Consider the following 18,505-nt stretch of genomic DNA (forward strand, 5'->3'; position numbering starts at 1 on the left):
TTATGAATTCATAGAACTAACTCTTTTTAATTTAAAATATATTCATAAATGTCTGACGTAACAGCAATTCACAATTTAGTTCAAAAAAGAAACGAATTAAAAAAAGAAATAGCGAAAATCATTGTAGGGCAGGACGCCGTTGTAGATCAAATTTTACTTTGTATATTTTCTGGAGGACACGCACTTTTAATAGGTGTTCCGGGTTTGGCAAAAACCTTAATGATTAATACTTTGTCTCAAGCTTTAGGTTTAGATTTTAAAAGAATTCAGTTTACGCCGGATTTAATGCCTTCTGATATTTTAGGAAGTGAAATTCTAGACGAAAATAGAAATTTCAAATTTATAAAAGGGCCAATTTTTTCTAACATTATTTTGGCAGATGAGATTAACAGAACACCGCCTAAAACTCAAGCAGCCTTGCTTGAGGCTATGCAGGAAAGATCGGTAACTATTGCAGGACAGCATCATAAATTAGATTTACCCTATTTTGTTTTAGCGACTCAAAACCCAATTGAACAAGAGGGAACTTATCCGCTGCCAGAAGCGCAGTTAGACCGTTTTATGTTTGCAATAAAATTAGAATATCCAAGTTTTGAAGAAGAAGTTCAAGTTGTAAAGCGCACAACTTCTGATGTAAAGACAGAAATAAATCCACTATTTACAGCTCAAGAAATTATAGATTTTCAGCATTTAATTCGTAGAATTCCTGTTGCTGATAATGTTATAGAATATGCAGTTACTTTAGTAAGCAAAACTCGTCCTGATAATGCTTTGACAAATGATTTTGTGAAAAATTATCTCGATTGGGGAGCAGGACCGAGAGCTTCACAAAACTTAATTTTGGCAGCAAAAGCTCATGCAGCATTCAATGGAAAGTTTTCACCAGATATTGAAGATGTCCAAGCTGTTGCAACTGGAATTTTACGCCATAGAATTATTAAAAATTATAAAGCAGATGCCGAAGGAATAACAGAAGAAGTTATTATTAAAAAGCTGATGTAAAATATCAATTGAAATTGAAAAAAAAGCCTGATAATTTTATCAGGCTTTTTTTATTTTACGTGGTTAATAAAATAGAAAAAATATTGAATTTCGATGTCTTTAAAAAATAATAAATTGATCCGTTCAAGACAACTATAACGTTATAATTACTTATTTAGAACAGTTCTTTGTGAAAATAGAGGTAAAATCCCACTTACTTCGTAACATTAAATTTCGACTTTGTTAATGAAAAGATTTTAAAATATCAAAAATTCATTTTTTTGATTCAAAATTGCTGTTTTAGCAAAAACAGACATTGAAAATCGTTTTTTAGCAATAATAATTTTTGAAAAGGCGAGATCTATTATATTCTTTTTAATTCTCGGCTTTAATTTTTAAATTTGCATACAAAAAAAAATACTTCTACTATATTATGAATACTTACAAAGATTACATTAAAGAAATTGAAGAAAGAAAAGGCCAAGGACTTCATCCAAAGCCGATTGATGGTGCAGAATTATTAAGCGAAATCATTTCGCAAATTAAAGATGTAGATAACGAATATAGAGAAGATTCTCTAAAATTTTTTATTTACAACACATTGCCAGGGACAACTAGTGCAGCTGGTGAAAAAGCTAAGTTTTTAAAAGAGATTATTCTTGGTCAATCTGTTGTAAAAGAAATAACTCCAACTTTTGCTTTTGAATTATTATCTCACATGAAGGGTGGTCCTTCAATTGGAGTATTGCTAGATTTAGCTCTAGGAAATGATACTGCTATTGCAGCAGAAGCGGCAAAAGTTCTTAAAACACAAGTTTTCCTTTATGAAGCGGATACAGATCGTTTAATAGAGGCATATAAAAATGACAATGCAGTTGCAAAAGAAATCCTTGAAAGTTATGCTCAAGCTGAGTTCTTTACAAAACTTCCAGAAGTAGCTGACGAAATTAAAGTTGTTACTTATATTGCTGGTGAAGGAGATATTTCTACAGACTTGCTTTCTCCAGGTAACCAAGCTCACTCCCGTTCAGATCGTGAACTTCACGGTAAATGTATGATTACTCCTCAAGCACAAGACGAAATCAAAATGCTGCAAGCACAGCATCCTGATAAAAGCGTTATGCTTATTGCAGAAAAAGGAACAATGGGTGTAGGTTCTTCAAGAATGTCAGGTGTAAATAACGTGGCACTTTGGACAGGAAAACAAGCAAGTCCATATATTCCATTCGTAAATATCGCTCCAATTGTTGGTGGAACAAACGGAATTTCTCCAATTTTCCTAACCACTGTTGATGTTACTGGTGGTATTGGTTTAGATCTAAAAAACTGGGTTAAAAAACTTGATGAGAATGGTAATGTTGTTCGTAATGAAAATGACGAACCAATTCTAGAGCAGGCATATTCTGTAGCAACAGGAACAGTTCTTACAATTAATATTAAAGAGAAAAAATTATACAACGGCGATCAGGAATTAATAGACATTTCTAAGGCATTTACACCTCAGAAAATGGAATTTATTAAAGCTGGAGGTTCATACGCGATTGTATTTGGTAAAAAACTTCAAACATTAGCAGCGAAAGTTTTAGGTATTGAAGCTCCTCTTGTATTTGCTCCATCAAAAGAAATTTCTATTGAAGGACAAGGTCTTACAGCAGTAGAAAAAATCTTTAACAGAAACGCTGTTGGTGTACCTGCTGGTAAAGTATTGCACGCTGGTTCTGATGTTCGTGTAGAAGTTAATATTGTAGGTTCTCAAGATACAACTGGACTTATGACTGCTCAGGAGTTAGAATCTATGGCTGCTACAGTAATTTCTCCAATCGTAGACGGTGCGTACCAATCAGGTTGTCACACTGCTTCTGTTTGGGATAAAAAAGCTCAGGCGAATATTCCAAAGTTGATGAAATTCATGAACGATTTTGGTTTAATTACAGCTCGTGATCCAAAAGGTGTTTATCACTCAATGACAGACGTAATTCACAAAGTACTTAACGATATCACTATAGATGAGTGGGCTATCATAATTGGTGGTGACTCTCACACCAGAATGTCAAAAGGTGTTGCTTTTGGAGCTGACTCAGGAACAGTTGCTCTTGCATTGGCTACAGGTGAGGCTTCTATGCCAATTCCAGAATCTGTAAAAGTTACTTTCAAAGGAGATATGAAAGGATACATGGACTTCCGTGATGTAGTTCATGCTACTCAAGCACAAATGCTTCATCAGTTTGGAGGAGAAAACGTATTCCAAGGTAGAATTATTGAGGTTCACATTGGAACTCTTACTGCTGACCAGGCATTTACGTTTACTGACTGGACTGCAGAGATGAAAGCAAAAGCTTCTATCTGTATTTCTGAAGATGATACTTTAATCGAATCATTGGAAATTGCAAAAGGCAGAATCCAGATTATGATCGATAAAGGTATGGATAACGATAAACACGTTCTTCAAGGGTTAATTAATAAAGCTGATAAGAGAATCGCTGAAATTAAATCTGCTGAGAAACCAGCTTTAACTCCAGATGCAAACGCTAAATATTACGCTGAAGTTGTAGTTGATTTGGATCAGATTGCTGAGCCAATGATTGCAGATCCAGACGTAAATAATGTTGATGTTTCTAAAAGATATACTCACGATACAATTAGACCTCTTTCTTTCTACGGAGGAGTGAAAAAAGTAGATCTTGGATTTATTGGTTCTTGTATGGTTCACAAAGGAGATATGAAAATTCTTGCTCAAATGCTTAAGAATATTGAAGATCAAAAAGGTAAAGTAGAATTTTTGGCACCGCTTGTTGTAGCGCCTCCTACTTATAACATTGTCGATGAACTTAAAGCTGAAGGTGACTGGGAAGTTTTACAAAAATATTCAGGTTTCGAATTTGACGATAATGCTCCAAAAGGTGCAGCGCGTACAGAATATGAAAACATGTTGTATTTAGAGCGTCCAGGATGTAACCTTTGTATGGGTAACCAAGAAAAAGCAGCAAAAGGAGATACTGTAATGGCAACTTCTACTCGTCTTTTCCAAGGAAGAGTCGTAGAAGATTCTGAAGGTAAAAAAGGAGAATCATTACTTTCTTCTACACCAGTTGTAGTTTTATCTACAATTTTAGGTAGAACTCCAACATTAGATGAATATACAACTGCAGTTGAAGGAATCAACTTAACTAAATTTGCACCTTCTAACAAGCAATTAGTAATGTAATCCTTCGATTATTAATATATTAAAGCCCGAGTGATAAACTCGGGCTTTTTCTTTTATAGCTCCTCTATTTTTTGTAACTTGTGATGTTCAAAATAAAATAAAAAAACAAAAAAATAATTATAAAACTTATGGCTTTTGATATCGAAATGATTAAAAAAGTGTACGAAAACATGCCAAGTCGTGTTGACAAGGCACGCGAGATTGTTGGTCGTCCACTTACCTTAACAGAGAAAATTTTATACAATCACCTTTGGGATGGAAATCCAACAAAGGCGTTTGGAAGAGGAGTTGATTATGTTGATTTTGCACCAGACCGTGTAGCTTGTCAAGATGCAACTGCTCAAATGGCTTTATTACAATTTATGCATGCTGGTAAATCTAAAGTAGCAGTTCCTACAACAGTGCATTGTGATCACTTGATTCAAGCAAAGGTAGATGCTAAAACAGATTTGGCCAGAGCAAAAACACAAAGTAATGAAGTTTTCGATTTCTTGTCGTCAGTTTCAAATAAATACGGAATTGGTTTCTGGAAACCAGGAGCTGGAATTATTCACCAAGTAGTACTTGAAAATTATGCTTTCCCTGGTGGAATGATGATTGGTACCGATTCTCACACTGTAAATGCAGGTGGTTTAGGAATGGTGGCAATTGGAGTTGGTGGAGCCGATGCTGTAGACGTAATGTCTGGGATGGCTTGGGAACTTAAATTTCCTAAATTAATTGGAGTTAAATTAACTGGTAAATTATCAGGTTGGACTGCTCCTAAAGATGTTATTCTTAAAGTGGCTGGTATTCTTACTGTAAAAGGTGGTACTGGTGCTATCGTTGAATATTTTGGAGAAGGTGCAACTGCAATGTCTTGTACGGGTAAAGGAACTATTTGTAATATGGGTGCTGAAATTGGAGCTACAACTTCAACTTTTGGTTATGATGATTCTATGAGTCGTTACCTGCGTTCTACAAACAGAGCTGATGTTGCCGATGCGGCAGACAAAGTAGCTACTTATTTAACTGGAGATCCAGAAGTTTATGCAGAGCCAGAAAAATATTTTGATCAGGTTATCGAAATTAACCTATCGCAATTAGAACCGCATTTAAATGGTCCTTTTACTCCAGATTTGGCTACCCCAATTTCTAAAATGAAAGAGGAAGCAATCAAAAATAACTGGCCATTACAAATTCAAGTTGGTTTGATCGGTTCTTGTACAAATTCATCTTACGAAGATATATCTCGTGCAGCATCTTTGGCAAAACAAGTTGCGGCTAAGAATTTAAAAACTAAAGCTCAGTTTACTATTACTCCAGGTTCTGAAGTGGTGCGTTCTACAATAGAGAGAGATGGTTTTATAGAAACTTTTAATAAAATCAACGCTACTGTATTTGCTAATGCCTGCGGACCATGTATTGGTATGTGGGATAGAGAAGGAGCAGAAAAAGAAGAAAGAAACACAATCGTTCACTCTTTCAACCGTAATTTCTCAAAACGTGCAGATGGTAATCCAAACACTTTGGCATTTGTAGGTTCTCCAGAATTGGTAACTGCGTTAGCCATTGCTGGAGATTTAGGATTTAACCCATTAACAGATAAATTAATAAACGAAGACGGAGAAGAAGTAATGCTTGATGCTCCAACTGGAGACGAACTTCCTCTTAAAGGTTTCTATGCTGAAGATCCGGGATTTCAAGCTCCAGCTGAGGACGGTTCGGGAGTTCAGGTTGTGGTTAGCCCGACATCTGAGCGTTTACAATTGTTAGCTCCTTTTGACGCTTGGGATGGTAAAAACATTACAGGTGCAAAATTGCTAATAAAAGCATTTGGAAAATGTACAACTGACCACATTTCTATGGCTGGACCATGGCTGCGTTTCCGTGGACATTTAGATAACATTTCTAACAATATGTTGATTGGCGCTGTAAATGCATTCAACCAAAAAACAAATTCGGTTAAAAATCAATTAACAGGTACTTACGATGCTGTTCCTGCTGTAGCTCGTGCATACAAGGCAGCGGGAGTTCCGTCTATAGTAATTGGAGATCATAATTATGGCGAAGGTTCTTCTCGTGAGCACGCTGCAATGGAGCCTCGTTTCTTAGGAGTTAAAGCAGTATTAGTAAAATCATTTGCTCGTATCCATGAAACAAACCTTAAAAAACAAGGTCTTTTAGGATTGACATTTGCTAACGAAGCAGATTACGATAAAATTCAGGAAGATGATACAATCAACTTCTTAGATTTAACTGAATTTGCTCCAGGAAAACCATTAACATTAGAGTTTGTTCATGCAGATGGTACAAAAGATATAATCTTGGCGAACCATACTTACAACGCAGGTCAAATTGGCTGGTTTGTTGCAGGCTCTGCTTTAAACTTAATTGCTGCTGGAAAAGCTTAATCTTTAAGATTTACCTTTATATATTAAAAAAAACGCTCTGTGAAAACGGGGCGTTTTTTATTTAAGATCGCTAAATGGAAAAACTTATTTTTTTAATTACTGTTTTGTGAACATCATTTTATAAGAAAAATAAGCTTAAATTTTAATTATCTGAAAATCAATAATGAAGCTTTTTTTGATATTAAGTCAAGTTTAAATTTGACATTTTGGAATAAATTAATTGTTAAAAATTATGGTTTTTCTGGTTTTAAGAGTTAAATTCGCCTTTGAGGTAATATATTTATAATTTTTAAGTTTAATTATGTAACTAAACTTAAGAAAAAGAAGTACTAACTTAAATAATAATTTATGATTTTTAGATTAATAATAGGAATGTTTTTTTTCAGTGTTGGAGTATTTGCACAAGATAATTTTGTTAAGCACAAAATTTCAAAAGGAGAAAATCTTTCTGTTATTGCTAAAAAATATGGAGTAAAAGTTAAAGAGATTTCCGATGCAAATCCAAACTCTTCTAAAATCTTAAAACTAAATTCGATCCTTTTAATTCCAAATAAAAATAATGCTAACGTTAAAACTAAGTCTGAGCCTAAATCTGAAGTAGTTATAAGTACTAGCCCAAATTCACACGAAGTAGCAGCCAAAGAAACGCTGTGGGGAATTTCAAAAAAATACAACGTCTCTGTTGATGATTTAAAGAAAGCTAATCCGCTTTTGGAAACGGAAGGATTGAAAATTGGACAACAGATAACAATTCCTTCTAATTCTTCTGATGTTGCATCCACAAATGAAAAGCCACGTGAGAATGCACCAGAAGTTATCTCTACAGAAGTTGAGCTTTATAGAGAAGTGAAACCGAAAGAGACGAAATACGGTATTTCTAAAGAATATGGAATTACTGTTGCAGAATTAGAGCGCCAGAATCCGTCTATAAAAGGGAAAGTACCTGTTGGATATCTTTTAAAAATTCGAGTTCCAAAAGAAAAAGCAGACGCGATTCAATCGGCTATTGCAATTAAAGAATCACAAAATCCTGCAGTATCTTCACCAGTGCAAATAGCACAAACTGCTGAAATTAAAAAAGATTCTACATTTGTTAGATTATCAACTGGCAGTCATTCAGAATTAATAGATCAGCTTATTGCAAATGCTACAGAAAACATTGGAGTGCGTTATAGATCGGGCGGGACCACAAAAGCAGGGTTTGATTGTTCTGGTTTAATGATTTGTACTTTTAATAATTTTGATATTAAATTGCCAAGAAGTTCAATAGAACAATCTCGTATTGGTACAAAAGTGAACACAGAAGAAGCTCAAAAAGGAGATTTAATTTTCTTTAGAACCAATGGGAGACGTCACATTAATCACGTTGGAATGATCGTTGAAGTTGCCGATGGTGAAATAAAATTTGTTCATTCATCAACTCACGGAGGTGTTATGATTTCTTCTACAAAAGAACCGTACTACACTAGAGCATTTTCTCAAGTAAATCGCGTTTTAGAATAATAGTTAGAGAGAAATACTTTCAAGTAAATCCAGTCGTAAAGGCTTGTTCCAGAAATCTGAAACATATTTATTGTTTTTTACCTTTTTAATTTCGTCAATATCCAAAGTTGATGAAAGAACAAAAATCTCAATTTTAGCTTTTAAGTTTTCTTCTAGAGTGGCAAATTCTGCTAAGAACTCAAATCCATTCATTATAGGCATCTGAATATCTAAAAGAATAATCAGCGATTTATGATCTGGATTTTGGACAAGCCAATCTATTCCTTCTTTTCCATTATTAGCTATAAATAAAGGATTGATATCTAATCCTTTTTTTAGCAGTTTTTTAATGATAAATTGGTCAATTAAATTGTCTTCTATAATTAGAAATTGCGGTTTAAATTGCATTTGAATTAGGTATCGTTACAATAAATTTACTTCCAACAGTACTTTCTGAAAAAACAGAAATATCGCCTTTAATATTTTCTACAGCTTCTTTTACAATATAAAGACCTAGTCCAGAACCTTTATTTTTGTTTGTTCCAAAATACATATCAAAAATATTGTCCTTATGATCATCGTGAATTCCAATACCATTATCTGCAACTTCAATTTTATTTAAGCCTTCACTAAAATATGTTTTAATAGTAATAAACATTTCTTGTTTGCTGCAGTCAGCATATTTTATGGCATTTGAAAGCAGATTATTAATAATGATTTTTAAACGAAGACCATCACTTTCAATCTGATCTACTTCGAGTTCCTGCGTAAATTTGATTTTACTTGCATTTTCAATATGCATTAATTGTAAAATAGCTTCATTAAACAATTCTTTCAAGCTTACTGGCTCCATGATTACTTCTTTTCTTTTGTTTTTAGAATAATCAATGATATCGCTAATAAATTGATCTTGTCGAGCGAGACTCTGATGCATCATTTCAAGATAATTTCGAACTTGATTTACATCATCTTCTAATGCCGTAATTTCTATAAGACCTTTTAATGAAGTTATAGGAGATCTTAAATCATGAGATGCACTATATACAAATCGGTCTAATTCGCGATTTACGATAATAAGATTTTCATTTTTTATCTCAGTCTCTTTTTTGGAAACAAGCAGTCTTTTGACCATGATAGAATAATAAAGACAAACACTGCAGATTATTATTAGAATAAAAAAGACATTCGAAATAATCAATAAATCCTTTATTTTTCGGGTTCCTTCACCTAAAACATTAGAAAAATTCCGTTCGTTAATAGTTAATTGATCACTTATAGCGCTGATTTGTTTTAAGTATTGCTGCTGATCTTCAATCGTCAAAAGATTCCGTTCAATTTTAGCATTAATCTGCTGGCCGATAACAAATAATTTGAAAATCAATTTGTCACCTTTTCCCCATTCATCTATTGCTTTTGATAGATAAGAAATCTGTTTAAAATTGTCAAACAGCCAAATAATATCATCTAAATCTTCTTCATGATTTCGGCCAATTAAAAATCCGTTACGAGCAATTTTATTGTCGCCGGCTTTTAAAAGTGTAATTCGAGCAATACCATCGCCCTGAGGAACTTTTAATTCTTCTAAATACAATTTCCACTGATTTGGATTTTTAGTATATAGATAAGTTATAAGATGTCTTGATGCGTCTTTTTGTCCTTTCGAATAATGAGATTCACCATTAACATAAGCTCGATTAGCGGATAAAATTTTGATAGTAAAAAAGTTAATGCAGATTAGCAGTGCACACGAGATAAAAACTATTAAAATAAGAATGAAAACTTTTGGAAAACGAAAGTTTTTTAATGCTTGTAACTTAGACATAATCTTATAATTAATAGGTTAATATAAAGTGCCTTTTGTGTGCTTTTCTAGACTTAGAAATAAACTTATGGGGAAAAGCTTATCAGCTAATATAAATTAAACACTTGTTAAAATTATTTGTCATTGAAAAAAATATCTGGAATGTTTTTCTCAAATATAATAAAATTTATCTTATTATTTTTACAAAAAAAATAACTGTCCAAAAGAATATAAAATCAAGGTTTGCTTTTGCTTAATTATTTGTTTTCTAGGTTTTTGTGTTTTTGTATTTAATTTTCATATAAGAATGAATTGTTTTTCTGAGAAGATAAAATGAGTTTACAAAGGGAATATTAAAACCCTTGAGCAATCAATTGTAAATGATTTTTTGTTTAATGATTTTTGAATAATCGTTAAATTAAAAATAGAGAAAAAATTATGCTTTTTGAATCCAAGAATTTAATTAAAACTTACCATATATAATCAATCGTCTAAAAGCATAAATAGAAGGGACAACTGGAAAATAGGTATCGATTCTTTTTTTAAATTCATTTGACAATTCTTCAAATTCATTTGGTTTTAAACGTTCCTGATAAACTGTTAATGCAGAGCCAGAAATAAAATCGAAAAAATCGTTTTTATTAGCAGAAATTAAGGGATATACTTTTTCGTAAAGGACCAAATCTTTGCCGCCATTTTGAAAAAGAATTTTAGCATATTCATCTAGAGTTAATACCGGAGAAGGACGTGTCCAATTATTCAAGTAAGATGAAAATGGTTCTTCTTGAACTAGGTTTAAAAGTATTTTGTTAAGAATATTTTCGTTTTGCTGTGGCATTTGAACAGCTAATTGACCGCCTGGATTTATACGAGAAATAATTTTTTTAAAAAGTTCATTGTGATTATCAATCCACTGCAATGCCGCATTAGAAAAAATTAAATCCCATTTGGTTTCATTTTCGAGCTGTTCTAAAATTGTTCTTTTTTCAAAGTTAAGATGCGATCCTAAGGGAGCTTTTGCCAACATTTCAGCAGAATTATCGATACCTAATACAATTGGATTAGTAAGTTTTTCGGACAGTTTTTTTGTTAGTTCGCCTGTGCCGCATCCTAAATCGATAACTTTTAGGTTTGGTTTATCAACAATATGACTTGTAAGATCCAAAAAAGGTTTCGAACGTTCTTCTTTGAACTCGTTGTATTTTTTTGGATCCCAAGTCATAATCGGTTAATTTAAAATATAGTATTGCTAACGTTTTAAAATTAATGGGATCGCTTGTCCCATTTGTTTGAAAGTTCCAGTTATAACTTGATCTTTATCCAGAACGCCTTCATATTCTACCGCTAAATTTTCTACAGTAAATTTGAGGGTTGAATTTGCGAATGTTGTTGTTGTCACTGGAAGTCCAAATGCTTTTTGATCTGGACTGTCTAAAGTGGCGCTAAAACCATTTTCAGTTTTTGTAACATGCAAAACAAGATTAAGTTCTGCGCCAGGCACTTTCAAAACTCCCTTCCAGTCACCTGTAATATCTTGGGCAAATGTGCTTAACGAAGCAAAAAAGAATAAAAGCAAAAAAGTAATTTTTTTCATGTTTTTTGAGTTTTGAAAAATGAGAGAATAATTTTGAAATGCTGAATTAAAGTTAAGAATTTAAATTTATCAATCCTCTAAAAAATTGAATACCGCCAAATAAAATAGCTCCCCAAAAAATAAAGCCAATATTTGAAAGAGTCAAAATAGTACCGCCGGCAAACCATAAAGCTCCATAAATCATGTCTTTTCTAGCTTTATCATTTTTTGCTTCTTCTATTTGACCTTCGATATTTTCAACAACAAATACTGCATTTTCTGGAGTAAGACCTTGTGAGATCAAAGCATTTTTGGTTTCAGAAGCAGATTTCTCTTGATTTACCATTAAGTCAGCAGCATAATTGTAAAACTGACTTGAAATTTCTAATGAACTTGTTGCACTGGTTTCCATAAATTGATTTTTTAGATTTTGGTTTATTTTGATTAGTCGATCAAATATAAATACTTGAAATCGTAAATGTTTACGGGAAAGCGTAAGGAGGAAATTTATTTATAAAAAAAACTGCAAGTTATGAAGCTTGCAGTTTAGAGAAATATTGGAAAAGTTATTTTTCGTCTTAATTTATAAATTTGAAATAGCTTTAAGGTCATGCCAAAAATGACTACAACCATTTACAAAATACTTATATATAATCTATAGTTAATTTATTACTATTTTTAAATGCAATAGACATTGGGTCTGGAAATACATCATAGAAATCTAAATTTATATCATTGCAGATATTTTTGACTAATGCTTGAGGTGAAATTTTATTATGTTCTACGTCTGAAGACATTTTTGAATCGACATAACCAGGATATATTCCAAATACTTTAATATTATCTTCTGCTAAATCTTCTCTGATTGATTGCGTAAAAATATGTGCTGCCGTTTTTGATGCACAATACGTTGATAATCTTTTAATAACATAAAGACTTGCAATTGATAAAATATTAATTATAGCTGCATTTGAATTTGATTTTAGAGTAGGGATTAATTCGTTGGTGAGATTTACAACTCCAATATAATTTATATTCATTTCTAGTTTAGCATATTCATGAGCTTTTAAATTCAAAAAATTAGATTTCAACTCTATTCCAGCATTATTAATTAATATGTTAATATCTGTGTGGTTAGAGCAAAAATCTTTGATTTGATTACTATCTGTTACATCTAAGAGAAATGGAAATAAATTGTTAGGATGTAGAGATGCAAGAGCAGATAGTTTTTCTATATTTATTCCTGTAATATATATTTTCCTTACATTTTGATTTAATAACTCTTCTATGAAAGCTTTTCCTATGTCACCGTCAGCTCCTGTTAAGAGTATAACAGAATTACTAAATAAATTCATACTTTAAATTTTTATAAATAATACGTAAAAATACTACAAAAAATATTTTGTTGTAATTTTATTTTTCTTTTAGAATGCAAAACGTATTTGCGATTTATTTTCTAAAATCTAAAATTTCTAAAAAAAGTATATCTTTAACCAACCCTAAACCAATAAAAATGCAAGAAAACGACCAAGAACATTTTAAAAGAGAACTCGGATTATTAGACGGAACCATGCTTGTTGTGGGTTCTATGATCGGATCTGGGATATTCATTGTAAGTGCCGATATCGCCAGACAAGTAGGATCTGCTGGATGGCTGACTTTAATTTGGCTGATCTCTGGATTGATTACCATTATTGCTGCCGTAAGTTATGGCGAATTAAGTGCAATGTTCCCAAAAGCGGGAGGCCAATATGTATACTTAAAAGAAGCTTATAATAAATTAATTGCCTTTTTGTACGGCTGGAGTTTTTTTGCTGTGATTCAAACTGGAACAATTGCAGCGGTGGGAGTAGCTTTTTCGAAATTTGCTGCTTATTTGTATGAGCCCTTTAGTGATGAAAATATTCTTTATGAGTTAGGTTCTTTTAAACTTAATGCTGCGCAGTTAGTTTCTATTTTTACAATAGTTTTATTGAGTTACATCAACAGCCGAGGTGTCAAAAACGGAAAAATTCTGCAAACAGTTTTAACGATTATTAAGATTTTATCATTGCTGGGATTAATAGTTTTTGGATTAACGCTTGCAGCAAAAGCTTCTGTTTGGGATGCAAACTGGGCAGATGGATGGAATACTCGTGCATTTGATAAAGAAACTGGATCATGGCTTCCAATTGGAGGGTCAGCTTTAATAACAGGAATTTCTGCAGCAATGGTTGGATCGTTATTTTCTAGCGATGCCTGGAACGGTGTAACTTTTATTGCTGGTGAAATTAAAAATCCTAAACGTAATGTGGGTTTCAGTTTGTTTTTAGGAACTTTTATTGTAACGATTATTTATGTTTTAACAAATATTATGTATTTGGCAGTGATTCCATTAGACGAAATTGCAACAGCAAAATCTGATCGTGTAGCGGTTGTAGCATCACAATATATTTTCGGGAACATTGGAACACTGATTATTGCAATCATGATTATGATTTCGACTTTTGCCTGTAACAACGGATTAATTATGGCAGGAGCAAGGGTTTATTACACAATGGCAAACGATGGATTGTTCTTTAAAAAAGCGGCTATTTTAAATAGTTCTAGTGTTCCAGCTTGGGCACTTTGGGCGCAGTGTGTTTGGGCTTCGGCTTTATGTTTGACAGGTAAATATGGTGATTTACTAGATTTTGTAATCATCATTGTTTTGATTTTTTACATTTTAACAATCTACGGAATCTTCATTTTACGCAAAAAAATGCCAGATGTTGAAAGACCTTACAAAGCTTTTGGATATCCGTTTTTGCCAATGTTGTATATTATTACAGCAGCAGCAATTTGTATCTCTTTGCTAATCACAAAATTCTCTACCTGCGGCTGGGGAGTTTTAATTATGCTGACGGGTATTCCAGTTTATTATTTAACAAAGCCGAAAGAATAGTTAGTTCAAGTTATAAAAACCAATATAAAAAAGAACGCCTTGTTAAGTACACAAGGCGTTCTTTTTTGAGTAAATTCTATTTAAGAATCTGATAGATCGTTGTTAATTCTTTCTTCTGTTGGTCTCAGGAAAATTAGATATATAATAATAAGTATTCCGAATAATACAAAATCTGGTTTTAAAAATAATATTAAAAAAGCTGCGCCTTCTAAAACTGCCCATCGCATAATAGATGCTGCTTGATAAATTCGCATTTTTTCTTCCGCTTTGAATTTTGGATCGATTTGTTTTAATTGTGATTTGAATAAAAAACTGCTAAAAACGAAAGCGAGGACAGGTATAGATACATAAACTAGAGATGTTGAATCTATTGTTGGAATGTCTAATTTTTCAATTGAAAGCTCTCCTAAAAAGTAATAAGCAAGAACTGTTCCGGCACAAATAGCAAGATGAATAACTTGTAAAGTTTTAATTTTCTCGTTCATGATATTGAATTTTAGGATAATGCAAGATAAAACTTAAAAGGCTATCAAATATAAAACTTTACTTCTTGATATTTTTTGGCTTTAAAATAAAAAAGACACTACGAAATTGTAGTGTCTTTAAAATGTAAAAAATCTATGAATATTGTAAATTATACAACAGAAGGCTCAGTAGATGATTTTATAGTTGAATTAATAATAGACAAAGTCAGTGGGTCGCATTCTCCAGAGAAAAAAGCATCCAGAATTTCGTTAAATATCGGATTTGTATTTTCTACTAAAGAAAACAAAGTCATGCAAGAACGTAATTTTCGAGCGTCTAAATCGCCAAAAATTCCGTCTGCAGATTTTCTTTTGAAGGTTAATAAAAGCTCTGAAATCTCGATTAAATGTTTTCCTAGAATTGGATGTTCTAAATAATCAGATGCTTCTTTTAAATCATTAATGGCGTAAAGAATTGCAGTATCGCTTTTTCCTAAACCTTTAATTTGGGGAAAAATAAACCACATCCAGTGTGTTTCTTTTTTCCCTTTACTGATTTCAGAAAGAGCGGTAAGATAAAGTTTGTTTTGCGCATCTAAGAAGCGCGCTAAATCATTGTTTGAATATGCCATTACGGTATTGTATTTAAAAAAAGGTTGCAAAAATACTAAAAAAGATAGGGTCTGCCTAATAAAACGTTCATACAATCAGTAATTTAACTTTTTTCGACAGAATTTTCCTCTTCGTTATTGAGCCAAAAAACTGGCTCATTTTTAGTTACTAATAACTTACACATTTCGGCGGGTTTGCCTAAATGTTAAATTGATTCTTGGTAAAACATCTCGCGCGGTTTTCGGAACTTGGTGCTGCCAAAAGCTATTTGTTGTTCCGGCCATCAATAAAAAAGAGCCATGATGCAGCGGAATTTCAACCTGCGGAATGTCTTTGTTGAATTTATGACGAAGCCTGAACATTCTAGTTTCACCAAAAGTAACCGATGCAATAATCGGGTTAGGTCCAGTATTGTGTTCTTTGTCGCTATGCCAGCCCACACCGTCATTTCCATCTCGGTATAAATTAAGCAGAACGGTATTAAAATCAAGCTGTGTTTCTTTCTCTACGCGGCCTCTAATAGTCAATAATTCGTAATTCCAGTCGGGACCTTTTGGATCTGCTCCTGGATTATCCTTGTCTTCATACCAGGCAATCATTCTGGGAACGGTGTAGATTTTATCGTAAATTTCCATTTCGTATTCTCTCCATTTGGTTTTACGGAGCAGTCTTTCATAAAAGCGATCAGATTCTTCTTTGGTGAAAAAATTATCGATCAAAATCAATTCAGAATCAGGAATGTCAAATACTTTTTTTCCTGCCAAACCTGGGGTAAATAATTCGGTGTCGTTAAATAATGTCATTGTTGCATTCATTTTTTATCAATTTCAATCCATACAGGAGCATGATCGCTTGTTTTTTCCCAGCCTCGCACATGACGGTCAACACCGCCAGAGCGCAATTCTTTTGCAATTTGCGGACTCAGTAAAAAATGATCAATTCTCAATCCTGCATCACGTTCATAAGCATTTCTAAAATAATCCCAAAAAGTATAAATCTTCTCATCAGGATATAATTTCCGAATAGCATCTGTCCATCCCTGCGAAACAATAGTTGCAAAAGCTTTTCTGACTTCAGGCAGGAAAAGCGCATCTTTTACCCATTTTTCAGGTTTATAAACATCCAATTCTGTTGGCATAACATTATAGTCGCCAACAAGTATTACGGGAATTTTTAACTTCAATAGGGTTTCTGCACGCTCGGCCAAGCGATCAAACCATTTCAGTTTATATTCAAGTTTTGGTCCTGGCGCAGGGTTTCCGTTTGGGAGATAAAGACAGGCAATTACAATTCCGTTAATTAAAGCTTCGACATAACGACTTTGGATATCTTCTTCATCACCTGGAAGAATACGGGTTATTTCTTCAATCTCCATGTTACGGGCAAGAATTGCCACGCCGTTCCATTGTTTTTGTCCATGCCAAATAGCATTGTAACCCGCATCATTTATCGCTTTAAGCGGAAATTTATCCTGTGGTGCTTTTAATTCCTGAAGGCAGACAATATCTGGAGCAGCTTCTTCAAGCCAGCGCAGTAATACATTTAAGCGTCCGTTAACTCCGTTTACATTATAGGTTGCTATTTTCATGTTTCATTTAATTAGTTGTAATATTAAATTTACTGATAATTAAGCATTTAATTCTATTCTTGGTTAAGGAACTGTTTCTTAAAGAATACTTTACCTGGATATTTTTCTGCGTAAGCAAAAATCAAATGCACAATGTATTGATTGCTTTTATAGGGCGTAACATAGTTTTTTACTTCTGATGGATCTGTAATCGAAACATCTGTTGGAATATGTCCCATACCATAAAAATGGCCATTTTCAATCCAAATACAGCTGCGTTCGTCTTTGGTTCTCCCTTTATCAATAATGGCAAAAGTGGGACGGTTGTTTAACAGAAAATCAATTGCATTATCAACTTGCTGATTATGAAGCAAGGCATCAGGCAGACTTTTCATATCATTATGATGAAAAAGCTCCCCATCTTCAGGTCTGGAATATTTGCAGAATCTTTGATCAATTTCAAATTGTTCAGAGAGCTCTCTCAGTAAATTTATAGCGTTATACAAACTATTAAATTCATGAATGCAAGTCTGAAATTTGGTTAGTTTTCCAACGGCTAAATATTTATATCCGTTTCTTGCTTCATACTGATAAATTCCAAATTTTGCTTCAAAGCGTTTTAATGCTCGGTTGTAAGTTGGCCAGAGTTTTTTGATTTCGGTACATTCTAATAACAAAGCCATTAATTCGGTTGCGCAGACTTCAAACGAAATTCCGTGAATATCACGCAGAAAATGCTGTCTTTGGGAATTAATTTTATGCCCGCTGAAATGAGAAGCGACGCGCTTTTTTAAGTTAATCGCTTTTCCAACATAAATCACTTTTTTCTGCTGATTATAAAAATAATAAACTCCTGGCTTTTCGGGTAAATTACTAAAATCTTCTGGAGGTAAATTTGGTGGCAAACGCTGGTCTTCAGATGTTTTTTTGATCATTTTGTTGATCTCGCCAGCATCATCCCATTCCAATAATAAAGAAAATAATATAGCAGTAGCATCTGCATCTCCGCCGGCGCGGTGCCTGTTTTCTAAACATATATTTAAGGAGTTGCAGAGATTTCCCAAACTATATGATCCCAATCCTGGTTTAATTTTTCGTGCTGCGCGAACGGTGCACAATTTTCTGGCAGTCCATTTAAAACCAGCTTGTTCCAATTGATGACGAACAAATGAATAATCGAAGTTGACGTTATGCGCGACGAAAATACGATCGGTAAGCATTTCAAGTACTTTCTCCGAAATATCATCAAAAATAGGTGCATTGGCCACCATTTCGTTATTAATCCCTGTTAAACCAAAAATAGAAAGTGGTATTTCTTTTTCGGGGTTTACAAGCGTTTCATAACGGTCAATTACATTTTTACCATCATGAATAATAATGGCAATTTCTGTAATGCGGCTGCCACTGGCATTCCCGCCTGTGGTTTCAATATCGACTATGGCATATTCCGTATTTCTCATCTTTATATAACGTAAAATCTATTTCTTCATTTGTTATTTTAATG

16 protein-coding genes are annotated in these 18,505 nt (G+C 33.2%); 5 read left to right on the forward strand and 11 right to left on the reverse strand.

The genetic code is table 11. The annotated features are described in order from the left end of the window. Positions 1-48 precede the first annotated feature (48 nt). From QE431_RS04095 to QE431_RS04110, 4 genes are all read left to right on the forward strand, one after another. A complete protein-coding gene (locus QE431_RS04095) occupies positions 49-1,002 on the forward strand; it encodes a MoxR family ATPase (protein ID WP_057117048.1) in 954 nt (317 codons plus the stop codon). A gap of 412 nt (positions 1,003-1,414) precedes the next feature. Next, positions 1,415-4,186, forward strand: coding sequence for a bifunctional aconitate hydratase 2/2-methylisocitrate dehydratase (locus tag QE431_RS04100; RefSeq protein WP_307292880.1), 2,772 nt, complete (start codon positions 1,415-1,417; stop codon positions 4,184-4,186). 128 nt (positions 4,187-4,314) lie between these two features. Then, positions 4,315-6,579, forward strand: coding sequence for an aconitate hydratase (locus QE431_RS04105; protein ID WP_307292883.1), 2,265 nt, complete (start codon positions 4,315-4,317; stop codon positions 6,577-6,579). A 348-nt stretch (positions 6,580-6,927) separates the two neighbouring features. Next, a complete protein-coding gene (locus QE431_RS04110) occupies positions 6,928-8,082 on the forward strand; it encodes a peptidoglycan endopeptidase (RefSeq protein ID WP_307292885.1) in 1,155 nt (384 codons plus the stop codon). 3 nt (positions 8,083-8,085) lie between these two features. Here QE431_RS04110 and QE431_RS04115 read toward each other — a convergent pair whose 3' ends face one another. The 6 genes from QE431_RS04115 to QE431_RS04140 all read right to left on the reverse strand — a co-directional run bounded on the left by QE431_RS04115 (position 8,086) and on the right by QE431_RS04140 (position 12,790). Further along, complete coding sequence (locus QE431_RS04115) at positions 8,086-8,469, reverse strand: response regulator (protein WP_057117044.1); 384 nt, start codon at positions 8,467-8,469, stop codon at positions 8,086-8,088. Beyond that, entirely contained in the window at positions 8,459-9,652 is a 1,194-nt protein-coding gene (locus QE431_RS04120) for a HAMP domain-containing sensor histidine kinase (RefSeq protein ID WP_241774358.1), read from the reverse strand. The genes QE431_RS04115 and QE431_RS04120 overlap by 11 nt, the downstream gene beginning before the upstream one ends. Before the next feature lie 673 nt (positions 9,653-10,325). Next, the gene (locus QE431_RS04125; protein WP_307292892.1) at positions 10,326-11,084 is read right to left on the reverse strand and encodes a methyltransferase domain-containing protein; all 759 of its coding nucleotides are present in this window, start codon (positions 11,082-11,084) and stop codon (positions 10,326-10,328) included. Between the two features lie 27 nt (positions 11,085-11,111). Further along, positions 11,112-11,456, reverse strand: a complete 345-nt coding sequence (locus QE431_RS04130) for a hypothetical protein (protein WP_057117041.1) — start codon at positions 11,454-11,456, stop codon at positions 11,112-11,114. A gap of 52 nt (positions 11,457-11,508) precedes the next feature. Further along, positions 11,509-11,847 carry a hypothetical protein gene (locus tag QE431_RS04135; protein ID WP_307292898.1) on the reverse strand — a complete coding sequence of 113 codons (339 nt, stop codon included), beginning with the start codon at positions 11,845-11,847 and terminating at the stop codon, positions 11,509-11,511. Positions 11,848-12,079: 232 nt separating this feature from the next. Then, entirely contained in the window at positions 12,080-12,790 is a 711-nt protein-coding gene (locus QE431_RS04140; protein ID WP_307292901.1) for an SDR family NAD(P)-dependent oxidoreductase, read from the reverse strand. A gap of 158 nt (positions 12,791-12,948) precedes the next feature. Between QE431_RS04140 and QE431_RS04145 the strand changes: the two genes are divergently transcribed. Next, complete coding sequence (locus QE431_RS04145) at positions 12,949-14,358, forward strand: APC family permease (protein WP_307292906.1); 1,410 nt, start codon at positions 12,949-12,951, stop codon at positions 14,356-14,358. A gap of 80 nt (positions 14,359-14,438) precedes the next feature. On the opposite strand, the gene QE431_RS04150 is transcribed toward QE431_RS04145, so the two are convergent. The 5 genes from QE431_RS04150 to QE431_RS04170 all read right to left on the reverse strand — a co-directional run bounded on the left by QE431_RS04150 (position 14,439) and on the right by QE431_RS04170 (position 18,461). Continuing rightward, positions 14,439-14,843: an MFS transporter gene (locus QE431_RS04150; RefSeq protein WP_307292909.1), complete on the reverse strand. Its 405-nt coding sequence runs from the start codon at positions 14,841-14,843 to the stop codon at positions 14,439-14,441. Between the two features lie 149 nt (positions 14,844-14,992). Next, entirely contained in the window at positions 14,993-15,454 is a 462-nt protein-coding gene (locus tag QE431_RS04155; protein ID WP_307292911.1) for a DUF1810 domain-containing protein, read from the reverse strand. A gap of 156 nt (positions 15,455-15,610) precedes the next feature. Then, positions 15,611-16,237 (reverse strand): alpha-ketoglutarate-dependent dioxygenase AlkB, encoded by a 627-nt coding sequence (locus tag QE431_RS04160; protein WP_057117652.1) that lies wholly within the window; start codon positions 16,235-16,237, stop codon positions 15,611-15,613. An 8-nt stretch (positions 16,238-16,245) separates the two neighbouring features. Beyond that, a complete protein-coding gene (gene xth, locus QE431_RS04165) occupies positions 16,246-17,022 on the reverse strand; it encodes an exodeoxyribonuclease III (RefSeq protein WP_307292913.1) in 777 nt (258 codons plus the stop codon). 53 nt (positions 17,023-17,075) lie between these two features. After that, complete coding sequence (locus QE431_RS04170; protein WP_057117035.1) at positions 17,076-18,461, reverse strand: exonuclease domain-containing protein; 1,386 nt, start codon at positions 18,459-18,461, stop codon at positions 17,076-17,078. Positions 18,462-18,505 lie beyond the last annotated feature (44 nt).

It is taken from the genome of Flavobacterium sp. SORGH_AS_0622 (assembly GCF_030818825.1).
GTDB lineage: Bacteria > Bacteroidota > Bacteroidia > Flavobacteriales > Flavobacteriaceae > Flavobacterium.